Consider the following 15,715-nt stretch of genomic DNA (forward strand, 5'->3'; position numbering starts at 1 on the left):
TGAGTCAGTCGTTGCCACATCGGTTTCACACGGCTTTCCCCACGGGGGTTGAGAGGCCTATTGGTCCGTTTGGCAGGTTGCCCTGCCGTCGCCCCCATTCTGTGGGGGTGTCCCCGGGTGTGCCTATCCCCCAAACGGGTGAATTTGCACCCGTTTGTCGTCTGTGGGACCCCGGTGAACAGGGTCCCCACTCTTTACATGGCGCGGTAGAAGATGTAGTCCGCGGTGTACGGCACCAGCTGCTTGGCACCTTCGTTGGCCTGGGCACACACAGCCTTGGGAGCGGTGCCGCCCAGGGTGGCCACGCGCTGGATGTAGCTCACGCTCTGCATGGTGCCCATGCCCATGGCGGGGTTCGCTTTCACCAGCTGGAAGGGGATGTTGGCATCGCCATTCGGCGCCACGGCCACTTGTGTGGCGGTGACCTTCGAGCCATCGGTGCTCTCCCACGTGGCGGGCGGGCCGTAGTAGCGGCCCACAACCTTGCCGCTGCGGTCTTTCAGGCCCGCATCAGGGCCCACAAACACCCATTCAAACTGGCCGGCCATGTCTTTCTTGGCGCGGCATTGGTAGAGGATGTCGCCCGCGGCGGCGGTTTCCATCGCCACGGTATGGCCGGCGGGCACCTTGACGGCTGCGGGCAGGCTGTCCTGGCTGAAGGGCGCACGCATGGGTTGGCTGGCGCAAGCGGCCAGGCCAGCAACGAGCAGCAGGGAGAGGGAGGTACGTGTGTTCATGGTTTTACTTTCGTGCGGGTGCGGACACAGAGGCTAGGTAAGCCACCACGTCTTCGCGGTCTTGGGGAATGTCCAGGCGGTAGTTCATCTCTTGCCCGGGCACCACGTCTTCAGGGTTGGTGAGCCAGGCCTTGAGCTTGGGCGCGTCCCACACATGGGTGGCGGCGGCCATGGCTTCGGAATAAAAATAGTCCTTGGCCTTGCCCGCCGTGCGGCCCACCACGCCGCGCAGGGCGGGCCCCACGCGGTTGGCGTCCAGGCTGTGGCAGGCCACGCAGCGGCTTTCGAACAGCGCCTGCCCGCGCGCCACTGATTGGGCTTGGACCCCTGCGCACAGGCCCAGCAGACCCCACAGCAGCACACAAGGCAAACGCATACCGATCACGCGCCGAAGGACAAAGCGCCAGCGGGCAGCGGACGGCCCAGCGCGTTTTGCAGCAGCGTGTAGTGCATGGTCTCGTCAGCGGCCAGGCGACCGGCCACCTTGGCCAGGTCTTTGTTGCCAAACGCGGGGATCACACCCAGGTAGGCGTTGATGGCGCCCAACTCCAGGCGTGCGGCCAGGTCCAACACATCACCCTGGTTGCGCAGGGTGTCGGCCTTCAGGGCCTTGGCATAGTCGTCCAGCTTCTTTTCCATCACGGGTGTGCCGCCCAGCTTCTGGATGGTGGCAATCAGTGCATCGCGATGGGCCTTGTGGTCGGCCTGAAAACGCACGGCAACGTCCAGCACGGGCTTTTGCAGCAGGCCGCTGCCGGCGCCCAGTTGGTAGGCGTTGATGGCTTCGTGCTCCAGGCCCAGCGCCACGTTCAGGATACTCACGTCTTTGGACGTATCACCAGCCATGCCCTGGGCCATGGCGTCCTGGCCAGCCATCAGGGCTACAGCCACGGCAGACAGTGTGCCCGTGCGGCCCATGAAGGCACGGCGGGATGCAAAAGAAGAAGTACCAGCAAGGGTAGAAATCAGGGATGTCATGGTCAGGTCCTTTGAAAAGGTGAGAGACGAAACAGGCGGGACGAAAAATGCCGACCCACGCTGTCAATACGCACCCTGCCCCCCGGCTGGATTCAGATTGCCCCACTGCCGCGCTCGGACATTGCGGGGGTGAATCCAGCGGCCCGGTGAGCGCGTACTCACTACAAGCCGTGTACTCACCCTGTATGCAGCGCCACCTGGCAATACACCATGCTTTTAGCCTCTAGCCCCCGTAGAACCTGCGCGAACAGCTCTCCTTTTGATAGCAGTCCATTGCCCGCGTCGGACTTGCCACACGCCGGGGCAGCCGTTGCCACGTTCCGTGACAATCGCAGCATGACCACCGACAACCACGACGCACAGCTCATTGCCCTGCTAGACCGCATTGCCCGCCAGGACGACACCGCGCTCAAAGCGCTGTATGACTTATGCGCCTCCAAGCTCTATGGCCTGGCCCTGCGCGTGGTGACGCGCCGCGAACTGGCCGAGGATGTGCTGCAGGAGGCCTTCTTGTCCATCTGGCGCTCGGCCGCGGACTACCGCGCATCGCTGAGCCCGCCCATGGCCTGGCTGGGCCTGATCGTGCGCAGCCGCGCGCTGGACATGCTGCGCCGCCGGGCCGCCGACCGCAGCCACCTGACCCAAGAGCTGGACGACACCCTGAGCGACACGCTGGAAGGCGACGCCCCCAACCCGATGGACACCGCCCAAGCCAGTGAGCAGGCCTGGGCCTTGCACCAGTGCCTGGGCCGGCTGGAAAGCAAGCAGCGCGAGGTGGTGAGCCTGGCGTATGTGCGCGACCTGAGCCACAGCGAACTCGCCCAACAACTGAGCCTGCCGCTGGGCACGGTCAAAACCTGGATCCGCCGCGGGCTGGACCAGCTGCGCCTGTGCATGGCGCGCTTTGCGTAAGGAGCCCCACCATGAACCTGATTCAACACCCCGAACTGCTGGACCGCCTGGCCAGCAGCTACGCGCTGGGCACCCTGCGCGGTGGCGCCCGCCGCCGCTTTGAAACCCTGGCCCGCGAACAGGCCCCCGTGCGTGCCGCCGCCCTCATCTGGCAAAGCCGCCTGGCCAGCCTGAACGAACTGCAGCCCCAGGCCCAACCCAGCCCCGCCGTGTGGACGCGCATTGACAACCTGGTCCAGGGTGAAAAGCAAAGCGCCGCACAACAAGCCGTGCGTGCGCAGGCCGCATTGGCCGCGGCAGAGCCTGCGGGCTTGGGCAGTTGGCTACGCAGCCTGACCGTATGGCGCACCGCCACCGCGGCTGGTGCCTTTGCCACCATCGCCGCCGTGTCGTTCGGCATCGGCATGCGCCAGGAGCTGGGTGGCGAGATTGCCCGCCTGCAGACCCAGCTGCAAAGCGCCCCGCAAATCGAATACGTGGCCGTACTGGCCGACGACAAAGCCGCCGCTTCCATGCTGGTGACGTTTGACCCCAAGGCCAAAAAACTCACGCTGCAACGCGTGGGTGGCTACCAAGAGGCCGGTGACCGGTCCCTGCAACTCTGGGCCCTGCCCCCAGGCGGTGGCCCCAAGTCGCTGGGCGTGCTGGGCAGCGACAAGCTGCTGCGCCTGACTGCGGGTGAGAGCGATGTGCGCGAAGTGCCCACCCTCGCCATCAGCCTGGAACCCAAGGGTGGCGTACCCAGCGAGACCGGGCCTACGGGGCCGGTGCTGTTCAAGGGGGCGTTGATTCAGAAGATGCTGTGAGCACAGCCAGAGTCAACTTTCGTATGCCCGCATCGGAAACACAGCACCACCAAGAGCTGATCGAAATCGCGAGCCAATCGCCCTGGCTCATGGCCGCCTTGGCTACGGTGAGGCAGTTGGGCTTGCCCCAGTGGTGCATCGGCGCAGGTGCCATTCGGAATCTCGTGTGGGATTCTTTGCACGGCAAATCGTCACCGTCGCAACTGCCCGATGTCGACGTCGCCTACTTTGACGCCTCCGACATTTCGCCGCAACGGGACCTCGAACTGCAAGCCCGGCTGCAGGCGCTGGCCCCCAACGTTCCCTGGGAAGTGACAAACCAAGCGGGCGTACATGGGTGGTTTGAGGCGCAGTTCGGGCATCCTGTGGAACCGCTGCATTCCCTGGAAGAAGGCATTGCATCCTGGCCCGAATTCGCCACGGCCGTAGGAATTTTTCTAGGCGCAGACAACGCGCTGCAAATCATCGCGCCGCATGGACTGGATGATCTTTTCTCGATGGTGGTTCGCCGCAACCCCACGCGTGTGAGTGTGGAAACGTACCGGCAGCGTGTCGCGCAGAAGCGCTATACCGAGCGCTGGCCGAAAGTCAGGGTGATACCTGTCAGCCAGGAACCCCAAGAGGCATCGATTCGTCAGTGACTGGCGAGCACCTGCTCCAGTTGCGCAAAGGTCTGCGCTCTGTCATGGCGCGGCAAGGTTTGGCCCAGCTGGCGCTCCACCTGCGCCTGCGATATGAGGCCCCGGATGCATGTGGTTCCGTCTTCGGTGGATGTTTCGACCACCAAAAGATGCGGTTGCCCATGCTGCACCAGGGTTTCAACCACCTGGGCAACCGTGGCGCGGCGCAAGGCCGCCAAGGGCACCGTATCAATCTCGGTCAGCGGTGTCATCAGGTCACCGGCTGTCAACTCCTGGCGCTTCATCTTTCGCTGTTGCACCAGGAGCGTGGGGCGCTCGCCCGCAATGTCCACATAGGTCAAAACGCCATCCACCGCAGGCATGTCGGACACCACAAAAAGCAGACGCACGCCCAAGTAAATCATTTTCAACTCTGCCTGGTCCAGTGTGGTGTGCGCCTGCACGGTGGCGGCCCGCACCTGCGACAAATCGGTAAACACGGACATCGCCGGTGACGCCAACGTAACGGGCCCATGCTGATTCAATTGAAATTGAACAATGGGTGTCGCCTTGTGGAGGCGGGAGGTGGCCAGCGGTGCAGAGGACATGAACGTCTTTCGTAAATTCACCCTAAGCGTCCGGAGAGCCTTGGCTGGGCGGGTGCTAATCGCAAATGGGCATTGCTAGAGCGACTGGTACTTTTATACGCCTGTGCACCTACTTGATCCAGATCATTTACGCAGGTTTTCCTCGGGTTTACCGCGTCTTTGCAAAACAGTTCTGAGCCCAAGATGCTCAACTCCTCCGCCGCGGCACCACATCCAGCTGAAACGTCACCTTCGCCGGCGCATGACCCACGGTCAACGCCTGTGGCGTTTTCTCCACCAGCTGCGCTGCGTGCCACACCTTCAAGGTGGCGGCGCCTTCGGGCACATCCTCCAACACAGCCACGCCGTCTGCATTGGTCTTTACCGTCCAGGGTGACTCGGCCACGTACACCACGCCGCTCATGCGGCTGTGGATAAAGCAGCCCAACAAGGCCGCGCCCGCGGCGCCGGGTTTGTCCATGGTGAACACGGCGGAGCTGGCGGGCTTGCCCTCGGCCTTGCCTTCCAGCAAGGCCGACTGACCCTCCGAGTTGCCCGCGGCCGCCCCAGCCGTGCCCAGGCGCACATGGTGGTTCCACGGGTCGGTGTTAGTGAAGCGCACGCGGGCGCCCACGCCCACCACGGTGACCGCGGGCACAAACTGCTGCTTCTCCTGGTTCACCACGGCGCTGTTGGGCAGCGGCGTTTTGGGCTGGCCTTTGCCGCTGGGCACGACGACGACCACCGCATCGGGCGTGGGTTTGCCCTCGCGGTCCAGCACCAGCACTTCCAGCGTGCCGGCCGTGGCCAGGCCGCACGCCGTCAATGCGGCCAGGGCGAGGGGTCCTTTCAAAAAGCGGTTGCGCATGGCCGGGCTCATTGGGCGGTGATCACATCGCGGTGCATGGGCGCCAGGCGCGCCAGCAGCTGGTTTTGCGTGGTGAACGGAATGCCGCGCGCGTCCATGGCGCCCTGCAGCACTTCCACCAGCGCGTTGAACTGCGCCTTGTTGATCTCCATGCCTGCGTGGGCGGCCTTCATGTCGGCGCCCTTGTAGGCGCAGGGCCCACCGCTGACCATGCAGATCTGGTCCACCAGCTGCTCTTGCAAATACTTGGCATTGGTGTCTTTGAACTGCGCGCCAATGCGGCTGTCCGCCTTCAGGGCGGGCACAAACACGTCCATCAGCGCCTCCAGGCCGGGCTTGGCGCCCAGCGCCTGGTACAGCGTGTCGTTTTGCATGGGGGCGCTTTGGGCCATGGCGGGCACGGCAGCCAGGCCCAGGGTGGCCATGGCCAGGGCAACGAATAGTTTTTTCATGATGGGTCCTATGAATATGGGGGCTTAGAACGCGAACTGGGCGGACAGGTAGAAACCGGTCTGGCTGCGGTTGGCGGTGATGGCGGGCAGGATGCGGCCCAGGTCCAGATAAGCCAGGGTGACGGAGGCATGCTTGTTGGGCGCCCAGGCCACGAACACGTCTTGCCAGGCGTCTTCCGCCAGGCCGCTGGCCAAGCCGGATGCCCGGCCCAGGGCTTCCAGGTTGTTGGGCTTGACGCGGTATTCGGCGCCCACAGCCAGGTTTTTGCTCAGCAGGTAGGCCACCGACACCTCGGGCACCCAGCTGCCTTCGTTTTTGCCCGGCGCCTTGCTGCCAAAGCCCAACAGGCCGTTTTGGTTGGCATTGGTATAGCGCAGCGTGCCGTTCACCAGCAGGCTTTGGCCCAAAAACAGCTTGGTGGCGCTGACATAGAAGTCGGTGCCACTGGTCTTGGCGCCCAAAAAGTCCAGCACCGGGGTGATAGAGCCTGCATCCACCGACTTTTGCTCCACGCCCACGGCGATCTGCGGCATCCAGTTGTCGCTGTCCAGTACGGCATCGCCGGCCACTTTCACCTTCAGGCCCAGCACATCCATCTTCACGTGCTGGCCGGCCTGCACATTGAAGCCCAGGCCGTTCAGCGCGGTGGCGGGGGATGCGTCAAAGTCCTGCCGCGCCAGGGATACCTCCACCCGGTCTTTGAATCCCACGGCTACGCCCATGGTGTTGAGGCTGTAGTCCTGCGTGGCGGCGCGGCTGACGTGGGCAGAGAAGCCCACTTCGCCTTCGGTGGCGTTGGTGCCGATGACGGCCCAGGGCGTCAGGCCCCCGCCGGCGGCGCCGTCGATGGAGCTAACGCCCCCGGTGAGCAGAAGTTTGCCGGTATCGGCGTGCGCCAGGCCGCTGCACAGGCCAGCGGCACTGAGCAGCAGTGCGGTACGAAGGTGGTTCATGGGGCGTCCAATCGGTCGAGGGTTGATAGGTGGGCACACAAGCAAACGCGTTGCGGCTTGTTACAGGTACGCAGCGCAGCAACGACTGGATTCAATTGGTTTCAATTTTTTTCGGCTACGCTCCATGCTGCTTTTCGGGAGCCCGTGTGAAAGTCCATAAAATCATCGTCGCCTGCGGCCTGGCCGCATCCTCTTGGGCCGCCCTGGCCCTGCAAATCACCAGCCTGTCCCCCCAGGGCGAAATCGCCCAGGTCCGCCAGGTGGTGGCCAAATTTGACGAGAGTGCCGTCAACTTTGGCGACCCCAAGGCCGAAGCCCCGCTGACGCTGAGCTGCAGCGACGCCCAGGTAACCAAGGGCACCGGCCGCTGGGTGAACGACCGCGTGTGGGCGTTTGACTTTGAAAACGACCTGCCCCCTGGCATCAGCTGCACGGTGCAGGCCAAAGCGGGCTTCAAATCACCCAAAGGCGCAGAGCTGGCGGGCACGACCAGCTACAAATTCAATAGCGGCGGCCCGTTTGTGCAAAACGTCCGCCCCTACTCCGGCAGCCGCATTGACGAAGAGCAGTTCTTCACCCTGCGCCTGAACGGCGCGGCCACGCTGGAGAGCGTGCAGACCAATGTGTGGTGCGCGGTGGAGGGCCTGGGCGAACGCGTGGCGGTGCGCCTGCTGAGCGGCAAGGAACGCGACGGCCTGCTGCAAGCCCAGGGCATGGAGGCCGAAGCCAAAGCCAACCCGCTGTCCGTGGTCACACTGGCCTGCAACCGCAAGCTGTCATCCTCGGCCAAAGTACAGATCGTGTTTGGCAAGGGCGTAGCTACCCCCGCACGCGGGGGCGCCGCCAGTGGCGTGCCCAACAGCGTGGAAAAACGCTTCAACTTCCAGGTGCGCGACCCGTTTGCCGCCACCTTCAGCTGCGAACGCGAAAACGCACAAAGCGCCTGCCTGCCGATTCGCCCCATGACGTTGAACTTCAACGCGCCGGTTCCGGTGAAGCTGCTGCAAGGCATTCGCCTGAAGGGTGGCAAAGACACCATCAAACCCGACCTGGCCGAGCAAGGTGGCGATGGCGACGACGTGGTGAACGGCATCTCATTCACCGCACCGTTTGCCGAGCAAACCCAGTTCAGCATTGAGCTGCCCAAGGATTTCAAGGACGCGTCGGGCCGCGCGCTGCGCAATGCGGACAGCTTCCCGCTGAAGGTGGCCACGGGCTCCATGCCGCCGCTGGCCAAATTTGCCGCGTCGCCGTTTGGCATCGTGGAGCGCTTTGCCGAGCCCAATGGCGTGGCCCTGCTGCCGGTCACGCTGCGCAATGTGGAAGCCGCCCTGAATGTGAAGGGGCTGAACGCGGAACAGACCAAGTCCACCGCGCCCAAGGCGCCGGCGGGCAAGGTCAGCACCTTCCAGCCCGGTACCGACGCCGACATCATTGCCTGGTGGCGCAAGATCCAGCGTTTTGATGCCTACACCGTTTCGCGCAAGCAGGCCGCGGCCGACGTACAGGGCCCGCTGCCCAAGATCGTGAGCGACCAGGACAAATACGGCGTGCAGACCCGCATGGTGTCGCTCTTGCAGGGCCAGGCCAGTGTGAAGACGCTGGACCTGCCCAAGCCCGAGAACAACGACCCGCGCCCCTTTGAGGTGGTGGGCATTCCATTGCCCCCCGGCTTCCACGTGGTGGAGATTGCCTCGCAAAAGCTGGGCACCAGCCTGCTGGACGAACGCCATGGCGCAGGCCGCACGATGTATGTGCGCACCTCGGCCCTGGTGACCAACCTGGGCGTGCACTTCAAGCTGGGGCGCGAGAACGCGCTGGCCTGGGTGACATCGCTGGACAAAGGCACCCCCGTGGCTGGCGCCACGGTGCGCGTGTCCGACTGCCGTGGCAAGGAAGTGGCCACCGGCGTGACCAATGCCCAGGGTATTGCCAACCTGAGCGGGATCTCGCCCCAGGCGCCACAGTGCAATGGCGAAGAGGGCTACAGCCAGGCCTATTTTGTGAGCGCACGCGCCACCCAGCCCGCAGGCGATGGCAAGGGCACGGTGCAAGACCTGGCCTTTACCTGGAGCGACTGGAACCGCGGCATCGAACCCTGGCGCTTCAACCTGCCCACCAGCCGCGACGTGGTGCCCGACGAACGCGCCCACACCATCTTTGACCGCACGCTGCTGCGCGCGGGCGAAACCGTGTCGATGAAGCACCTGCTGCGCGCCGAGACGTCCAAGGGCTTTGACCTGCCCGCCAAACAACCCGACACCCTGCTGATCACCCATGTGGGCAGCGGCCAGCAATACGAGATGGACCTGAAATGGCGCAAGACCGCCACCGGCGGCCTGAGTGCGGAGAACAGCTTTTCCATCCCCCCAGCGGCCAAGCTGGGCGTGTACCAGGTGCAGCTGTCTGGTGGCACGCGCAACCAGGACTTCTACACCGGCCAGTTCCGCGTCGAAGAGTTCCGCCTGCCGGTGCTGGAAGGCCGGGTCACTCCCGCTGAAAAGAAGGCACTGGTGAACGTGGACAAGGTGCCTGTGGATGTGCAGATCAATTACGTATCGGGTGGCGGTGCGGTTAACCTGCCGGTGCGCGTGTCGGCGCTGGTGCGCGCCAAATCGCTCAACTACGCGGACTTCAGTGAATTCAACTTTGCGGCACCGCGTGGCGGGCGTGAGGTATCCAACGGCGAGGGCGAAGAAGATGCCAACGCTGGCAGCGATGCACGCGTGATTGCCGACAAGCTGGCGCTGACGCTGGACAAAACCGGCGCTGGCAAAGTGGCCATCGACAAGGTGCCCAAGAGCCGCCAGCCGCAAGACCTGCTGCTGGAAGCCACCTACTCTGACCCCAATGGCGAGGTGCAAACCATCCGCAGCACACAAACCCTGTGGCCCGCCGCGGTGGTGGCTGGCATCAAGACCGAGGGCTGGGTGTCGAGTAGTCAAAAGATCAAGTTCCAGGCCCTGGCGCTGGACCTGACTGGCAAGCCACAGGAAGGCGTGGCGCTGGAAGTGAAAGCCACGGCCCGCATCACCACCACCACGCGCAAGCGCATGGTGGGTGGCTTCTACACCTACGACAACAAAACCAGCACCAAAGAGCTGGGCAGCGTATGCAGTGGCAAGAGCGATTCGCGCGGCCTGCTGCTGTGCGAAACGGCGCTGAACGAAGCCGGCGAAGTGGAACTGGTAGTGACGGCCAAAGACGCATCCGGCAACACTATCCAGGCGGCCAGCAGCGTGTATGTCACCAAGCAGGGCGAGCTGTGGTTTGGGGGCGAGAACACCGACCGTATCGACCTGCTGCCCGAGAAAAAGAGCTACCAACCCGGCGAGACCGCCAAGTTCCAGGTGCGCATGCCCTTCCGCTTTGCCACGGCCCTGGTGGCGGTGGAGCGCGAAGGTATTGTGCAGACCGAGGTGGTGCAACTCAACGGACAAGACCCCACCATCAGCCTGAAGATTCAGGAAGGCTGGGGACCCAACGTGTATGTGAGCGCGCTGGTGCTGCGCGGCCGCCTGCGCGAGGTGCCGTGGTACAGCTTCTTCACCTGGGGCTACAAGGCCCCGCGTGAGTGGTGGACCAGCTTCTGGTACGAAGGGCGCGAGTACGTGGCGCCCACGGCTCTGGTGGACTTGAGCAAGCCGGCCTTCCGTTTGGGCGTGGCCGAAATCCGCGTGGGCACCAAGGCCCATGAGCTGGCCGTGAGCGTGAAGGCCGACAAGGAAAGCTACGCCGTGCGCAGCCAGGCCAAGGTCACCATCACCGTGAAGCTGCCCAATGGCCAGCCCGCCGCCAACGCCGAGGTGGCCCTGGCCGCCGTGGACCAGGCCCTGCTGGAGCTGATGCCCAACAGCAGCTGGAACCTGCTGGACGCCATGCTGCAGCGCCGAAGCTGGGGCGTGGAAACGTCCACCGCGCAGATGGAAATCATTGGCCGGCGCCACTATGGCCGCAAGGCCGTGGCACCCGGCGGCGGCGGCGGCCACAGCGGTGCGCGTGAGCTGCTGGAGACCCTGCTGCTGTGGAACCCCAGCGTGAAGCTGGACGCCAACGGCCAGGCCGTGGTCACCGTGCCGCTGAACGATGCACTGACCACCTTCAAGATCGTGGCCGTGGCCGATGCCTTCACCGGCATGTTTGGCACCGGATCGACGAGCATCCGCGCCACGCAAGATTTGCAGATCATCAGTGGCCTGCCGCCGCTGGTGCGTGAGGACGACCAGTACCGCGCGCAACTGACCCTGCGCAACACCACCAAGCAGGCCATGAAGGTGCTGGTAACGCCACGCGCCACGTTGCTGGATCTGCCACCGCAAACGGTGGACATCCCCGCCGGTGATGCGCGCGAAGTGGCCTGGAACGTGACCGCGCCTGCACAGCTGGCGCTGACGCGCAACGAAGCCATCCTGTGGGAGATTGAGGCCAAGGACACGATCAGCGGTGCACGCGACGCGCTGAAGGCGCGCCAACGCATCATTCCCGCGGTGCCACTCACCGTGCAGCAGGCTACGCTGGTGCAGATCGACGGCCCGCTCTCCATGGACGTGAACGCCCCGGCCGACGCCCTGCCCGGCCGCGGCGGCCTGAAGATGGCGCTGCAGCCCAAGCTGGCCGAAGGCCTGCCAGGTGTGCGTGACTGGTTTGCGCTCTACCCCTTTGCCTGCCTGGAGCAAAAGACCAGCAAGAGCGTGGGCCTGCGCGACGGCAAGCTGTGGCAGACCGTGGCCACGCAGATCCCGAGCTACCTGGACAGCGATGGCCTGGCCAACTACTTCCCGCCACGCGATGGCGAGGCCAACCGCGGCAGCGACACGCTGACCGCCTACCTGCTGGCCGCCACGCATGAGGCCTCCGGCATCAACCCGGCGTTTGCGCTGAGCGATGAGATTCGCGCGCCCATGGAGCGCGGCCTGATCGCCTTTGTGGAGGGCCGCATCCAGCGCGAGTTCTGGAGCCCGCGCAAAGACCTGGACATGCGCAAGCTGGCAGCGATTGAGGCGCTGTCGCGCTACGGCAAGGCGCAGGGCCGCATGGTCAACAGCATCACCATCGCGCCCAACCAGTGGCCCACACATGCGGTGATTGATTGGCTCAACATCCTGAAGCGCGTGAACGATGTGCCCGAGCGCGACAAGCGCATTGCCGAGGCCAACCAGATCCTGCGCAGTCGCATCAGCTACCAGGGCACCAAAATGATCTTCAGCAGCGAGAAAGACGACTACTGGTGGTGGCTGATGCAAAACGGCGACGTGAACACCGCACGCCTGATCCTGAGTGTGTTGGACGACCCAGCCTGGAAGGACGACATGGGCCGCCTGGCCAACGGCTTCATCAGCCGCCAGCAAAACGGCGCCTGGCACACCACCACGGCCAACCTGTGGGGTGGCCTGGCCCTGGAAAAATTCAGCGCCAAGTTTGAAGCCGTGCCCGTCGCAGGCACGACCAAGGCATCTATGAGCACGGGTGCGGCCAGCGTGGACTGGAGCAAGGTGGAGCGCATCAAGACCACCGATGCATCGGGCGCTGCGCACCAGACCAGCATCTTTGGCGCGCCCGCATCGCCGGGCAACCTGAAGAACAACACCATGTTCCTGCCCTGGGGCAATACGGCTACCAAGGACACCTTGAACGTGACCCACCAGGGCGCAGGCAAGCCCTGGCTCACGCTGCAATCAGTGGCTGCGGTACAGCTGAAGGCACCGTTCTTTGCGGGCTACCAGATCAAGAAAACGATCACTCCCGTAGAGCAGGCCAACAAGAACCTGCCCGCCGGCAGCTACACCCGCGGTGACGTGCTGCGCATCAGCATCGAGGTGAACGCCAGCGCCGACATGACCTGGGTCGCCATCACCGACCCGGTGCCCGGCGGTGCCACCATCTTGGGCAACGGCCTGGGCCGCGATAGCGAGATCGCCACGCAGGGCGAGAAGAAGGAAGGCTACGGCTGGGCCGCGTTCGAGGAACGCAGTTTTGAGTCCTTCCGCAGCTACTACGAGTACCTGCCCAAAGGCGTGGTGAAGATGGAATACACCATCCGCCTGAACAACGTGGGCGAGTTCTCGCTGCCTCCCTCACGCGTAGAGGCGATGTACGCGCCGGAGATGTTTGGGGAGATGCCGAATGTGAAGGTTAAGGTGGAGGCGGCGAAGTGATGGCGGTCTGGAAAGTAGCAGCATCGAAATTCAAACTACTGCGCTATCAAGCCGCAAGGTTGGGCATGGGAACACTCAATGCTGACGACATCAAGTCGACTATCCATGCACTTGTAGATGATGGCATTTATCTGGATGAATTTCTGGAGGCACTGGATGCTAAAAAGCCTCGGTTGGATGAGGTGTTACCTGCATTCTTTGCTGCCCTGAACCACGAGGGGCTTTCAGTTCCAGACAAAGATCAAGCAATATGGAATCTCATTAAATTTCATCTGCAGGAAATTGCTCTTGCGACCTCCGATCCCTTGGAGCAATTGCAGAAGCTGATAGCCGACGTTTACTGGAACTACGACTTCCACACTCCGACGAAAGAATACTTGGGGGATTCACATGGAATTGAACAACTGATCGGTTTGTTTTGGGCGGCAGATGACCTTCGTGACAATCCCAAGAACATTTCGTTTGGCGGACAATTCGGCGAAGAGGCTTGGTCTCAACTCAAACAACAAATTATTGTGGAGGCGAAGCATTGGATAAATGCAAGCCAACCTCTCGACTAGCTAGTCGTCTCCCACACTTACCCCTAGCTCTTAGCGGCGTGCGGACGCTACGCTTGCACCACCACTTCACCAAACCGCAGGTGGTGCAAACATTCCCGCAAAATAACCAACGCCGCATAAAACTCCGGCGTGGTCGGCAAGGCCTCCTGCCCGCTGGGCCGCCCTTGGCTCACCATGGCGATGCGGTTGAAGAGGTCTTCCACCTCCTCCAAACTCCAACGTAGCACTGCATCCGGCTCAGCCCCCACACCTTGCAGAATCAATGCAGCACCTGAGCCCCGCAACAGCAACTGCTCGGTGCGCACCAACTTCTTGGCCAAGGGCATCACCACGTCTTCGGTCTGCTCGATGGCGTGTTCGATATCCAGCGGCGTGGGCGGTGTGTGCCGCATCCATTGGCGTGCCAACGATGCGGTGCCTAGTGGTATGTCTTGCTGCAGAACGACGCGACCGTCTTCGGTACACAGGACCGTACTGGTCTCAGCACCCAGTTGGAATGTGGTCTCAACAGTCATCGCGCATCCTTGTTACGCAAGCCTTCGAGCATGGCCACCAGGCATTGCTGGGTGTCTGCCAGTGCGTCCTGAACACCGGCCTCGTCGTCAGGCAGTGAATCCATGCCGCCATACAGCGCGCCAAGGACGATGCGTGCAAGCCGCTCCGCATCGTGCCCCGGAAAAATGCCATGCGCCTGCAGTGCGCCGATCTGGGCGCGCATCGCTCCCAGCCCCTGCCGCTGTCGAATCTCGCCCCACACCTGAGCGCCCAGCACCGCGGGTGCTTCCACCAGCATGAGCCGGCGCAAGGGCGCGTTGGTGCCTGCCTGCAGCACGGTGTCGATGGACGCCAGAAACGCATCCCAAGGCGAGCCACCGCCATCGATCACAGCGGCGCGCGCGCTCAAGGCGCGCTGCACTAGCTGTGCGTCCACCTGCTCGGCCACGGCGGCAAACAGGCCCTTCTTGTCTCCATAGTGGTGGTACAGCGCGCCGGCGGTCACTTTGGCCTCTCCGCAGATGGCCCCGACAGAGGCCTTCTCAAACCCCTGCGCGCTGAACCAGTGCAGCGCCGCCAGCTGCAGTGCAGCCTGGGTGTTGCTGGCGTTCTCTTTGCGGCCGTCGCGCTTGATGGGGGTGTCTGTCACGGTAAGAATGTGGGGGACGTTGCCAAAAATTGTAGTGGGACGCCTAGGCACTTTACAAACATAACGTGATTATGTATTCTTCGCACACTTTCAACCAACCGGACATCTGACATGCATATCGCCGCCCAAATCCTCGTCGCACTGGTCTGCCTGATCCACGTGTACATCTTCCTGCTGGAGACCGTGCTGTTCAAGTCGCGCGGCGCCAAGGTGTTCGGCATTCCCCAGGCCGAAGTGGAATCCCGCGCCGTGGCCATGTCCAACCAGGGTTGCTACAACGGCTTTTTGGCGGTGGCCTTGCTGCTGGCGTTGGTAGTCCCCGATCCAGCCATCGCAAAAGCCTTTGCTACGTATGGCTTGGCGTGCGTGGCGGTGGCGGGTATCTGGGGCGCAGCCACAGTGATGGTGCGCATTTTGTACATCCAAACCGTGCCCGCCGTGTTGGGCTTGGCTGCGCTGTTTCTGCTCTGATCCGAAGAGCGCTAGCTGCCGTGCGCAGCTAGCACCTCAGTTCCATTTACACCCTGTTTCGGTATACGCCGCGTTGTCTTGCGCGAACGCTATTTCCTTGCCGGTGCGTCGATTCTTGTAGTCGAACCCATAGACATTGGCGCCCTGGGTGGTGACACGGTATTCACCCGAGATCTGCCCGTCCACCACCTCCAGCCACACCGATTCGAACTCCATCGGGCGACCGGGCGCGGTCTCGGTCGCCTTGGTTGAGCGCAACACCAGCGAAATGGGCTGCTTGGCGCCTTTGTATTTCACGTAGCTCGCCGACCAATTGCTCTTGTCCTCCGAAAACAGCCGCCATTCCAGCCGGATGGGCTTGCTCCCTTCGGTGGCCAGACAGCGAAAGTCGACAGACACCGACTCTGCTGCGGATGCCGACAGAGCCAGTGCCACAAGGGGAGCCAAAAGCAGTGCGCGCATGCAATGCCC

The 15,715-nt window shown here is 63.2% G+C and carries 16 protein-coding genes; 6 read left to right on the forward strand and 10 right to left on the reverse strand.

Translation table 11 applies throughout. The features are described 5' to 3' along the window. Nucleotides 1-194: 194 nt before the first annotated feature. The 3 genes from AC097R_RS15990 to AC097R_RS16000 are packed head-to-tail and all read right to left on the reverse strand — an operon-like array spanning nucleotide 195 to nucleotide 1,715. Nucleotides 195-737 carry a DUF3455 domain-containing protein gene (locus tag AC097R_RS15990; protein WP_479599126.1) on the reverse strand — a complete coding sequence of 181 codons (543 nt, stop codon included), beginning with the start codon at nucleotides 735-737 and terminating at the stop codon, nucleotides 195-197. Nucleotides 738-741: 4 nt separating this feature from the next. Next, the gene (locus AC097R_RS15995) at nucleotides 742-1,113 is read right to left on the reverse strand and encodes a c-type cytochrome (RefSeq protein WP_479599128.1); all 372 of its coding nucleotides are present in this window, start codon (nucleotides 1,111-1,113) and stop codon (nucleotides 742-744) included. A 5-nt stretch (nucleotides 1,114-1,118) separates the two neighbouring features. After that, the gene (locus tag AC097R_RS16000) at nucleotides 1,119-1,715 is read right to left on the reverse strand and encodes a ferritin-like domain-containing protein (RefSeq protein ID WP_479599131.1); all 597 of its coding nucleotides are present in this window, start codon (nucleotides 1,713-1,715) and stop codon (nucleotides 1,119-1,121) included. 336 nt (nucleotides 1,716-2,051) lie between these two features. Between AC097R_RS16000 and AC097R_RS16005 the strand changes: the two genes are divergently transcribed. The 3 genes from AC097R_RS16005 to AC097R_RS16015 are packed head-to-tail and all read left to right on the forward strand — an operon-like array spanning nucleotide 2,052 to nucleotide 4,074. Further along, the gene (locus tag AC097R_RS16005; RefSeq protein ID WP_479599133.1) at nucleotides 2,052-2,627 is read left to right on the forward strand and encodes an RNA polymerase sigma factor; all 576 of its coding nucleotides are present in this window, start codon (nucleotides 2,052-2,054) and stop codon (nucleotides 2,625-2,627) included. An 11-nt stretch (nucleotides 2,628-2,638) separates the two neighbouring features. Further along, complete coding sequence (locus tag AC097R_RS16010; protein ID WP_479599137.1) at nucleotides 2,639-3,433, forward strand: anti-sigma factor; 795 nt, start codon at nucleotides 2,639-2,641, stop codon at nucleotides 3,431-3,433. A 23-nt stretch (nucleotides 3,434-3,456) separates the two neighbouring features. Beyond that, on the forward strand, nucleotides 3,457-4,074 hold the full coding sequence (locus AC097R_RS16015) for a nucleotidyltransferase family protein (protein ID WP_479599139.1): 618 nt from the start codon (nucleotides 3,457-3,459) through the stop codon (nucleotides 4,072-4,074). Here the strand turns inward: AC097R_RS16015 and AC097R_RS16020 are convergent. The 4 genes from AC097R_RS16020 to AC097R_RS16035 all read right to left on the reverse strand — a co-directional run bounded on the left by AC097R_RS16020 (nucleotide 4,068) and on the right by AC097R_RS16035 (nucleotide 6,914). Beyond that, nucleotides 4,068-4,559 (reverse strand): CBS domain-containing protein, encoded by a 492-nt coding sequence (locus AC097R_RS16020; protein ID WP_479599141.1) that lies wholly within the window; start codon nucleotides 4,557-4,559, stop codon nucleotides 4,068-4,070. The two genes, AC097R_RS16015 and AC097R_RS16020, sit on opposite strands and share 7 nt — an antisense overlap. Before the next feature lie 289 nt (nucleotides 4,560-4,848). Next, entirely contained in the window at nucleotides 4,849-5,508 is a 660-nt protein-coding gene (locus AC097R_RS16025) for a cupredoxin domain-containing protein (RefSeq protein ID WP_479599144.1), read from the reverse strand. A gap of 8 nt (nucleotides 5,509-5,516) precedes the next feature. Further along, on the reverse strand, nucleotides 5,517-5,960 hold the full coding sequence (locus AC097R_RS16030) for a group I truncated hemoglobin (protein WP_479599147.1): 444 nt from the start codon (nucleotides 5,958-5,960) through the stop codon (nucleotides 5,517-5,519). Between the two features lie 24 nt (nucleotides 5,961-5,984). Then, nucleotides 5,985-6,914, reverse strand: a complete 930-nt coding sequence (locus tag AC097R_RS16035) for a DUF3034 family protein (protein WP_479599149.1) — start codon at nucleotides 6,912-6,914, stop codon at nucleotides 5,985-5,987. A gap of 146 nt (nucleotides 6,915-7,060) precedes the next feature. Between AC097R_RS16035 and AC097R_RS16040 the strand changes: the two genes are divergently transcribed. Together AC097R_RS16040 and AC097R_RS16045 are read left to right on the forward strand one after the other, a co-directional pair. Then, nucleotides 7,061-13,069, forward strand: a complete 6,009-nt coding sequence (locus AC097R_RS16040; protein WP_479599151.1) for an alpha-2-macroglobulin family protein — start codon at nucleotides 7,061-7,063, stop codon at nucleotides 13,067-13,069. Beyond that, the gene (locus AC097R_RS16045; protein WP_479599153.1) at nucleotides 13,069-13,629 is read left to right on the forward strand and encodes a hypothetical protein; all 561 of its coding nucleotides are present in this window, start codon (nucleotides 13,069-13,071) and stop codon (nucleotides 13,627-13,629) included. Before AC097R_RS16040 ends, AC097R_RS16045 begins: the two co-directional genes overlap by 1 nt. A gap of 47 nt (nucleotides 13,630-13,676) precedes the next feature. On the opposite strand, the gene AC097R_RS16050 is transcribed toward AC097R_RS16045, so the two are convergent. Together AC097R_RS16050 and AC097R_RS16055 are read right to left on the reverse strand one after the other, a co-directional pair. After that, entirely contained in the window at nucleotides 13,677-14,144 is a 468-nt protein-coding gene (locus tag AC097R_RS16050) for a hypothetical protein (RefSeq protein ID WP_479599155.1), read from the reverse strand. After that, nucleotides 14,141-14,773 carry a TetR/AcrR family transcriptional regulator gene (locus tag AC097R_RS16055; protein WP_479599158.1) on the reverse strand — a complete coding sequence of 211 codons (633 nt, stop codon included), beginning with the start codon at nucleotides 14,771-14,773 and terminating at the stop codon, nucleotides 14,141-14,143. The genes AC097R_RS16050 and AC097R_RS16055 overlap by 4 nt, the downstream gene beginning before the upstream one ends. 111 nt (nucleotides 14,774-14,884) lie before the next feature. Between AC097R_RS16055 and AC097R_RS16060 the strand changes: the two genes are divergently transcribed. Further along, a complete protein-coding gene (locus AC097R_RS16060) occupies nucleotides 14,885-15,244 on the forward strand; it encodes a DUF1304 domain-containing protein (protein ID WP_479599160.1) in 360 nt (119 codons plus the stop codon). 36 nt (nucleotides 15,245-15,280) lie between these two features. Here the strand turns inward: AC097R_RS16060 and AC097R_RS16065 are convergent, their stop codons facing one another. Continuing rightward, nucleotides 15,281-15,706: a hypothetical protein gene (locus AC097R_RS16065; RefSeq protein ID WP_479599163.1), complete on the reverse strand. Its 426-nt coding sequence runs from the start codon at nucleotides 15,704-15,706 to the stop codon at nucleotides 15,281-15,283. Nucleotides 15,707-15,715 lie beyond the last annotated feature (9 nt).

It is taken from the genome of Rhodoferax sp. ZS1R25, from assembly GCF_056521335.1.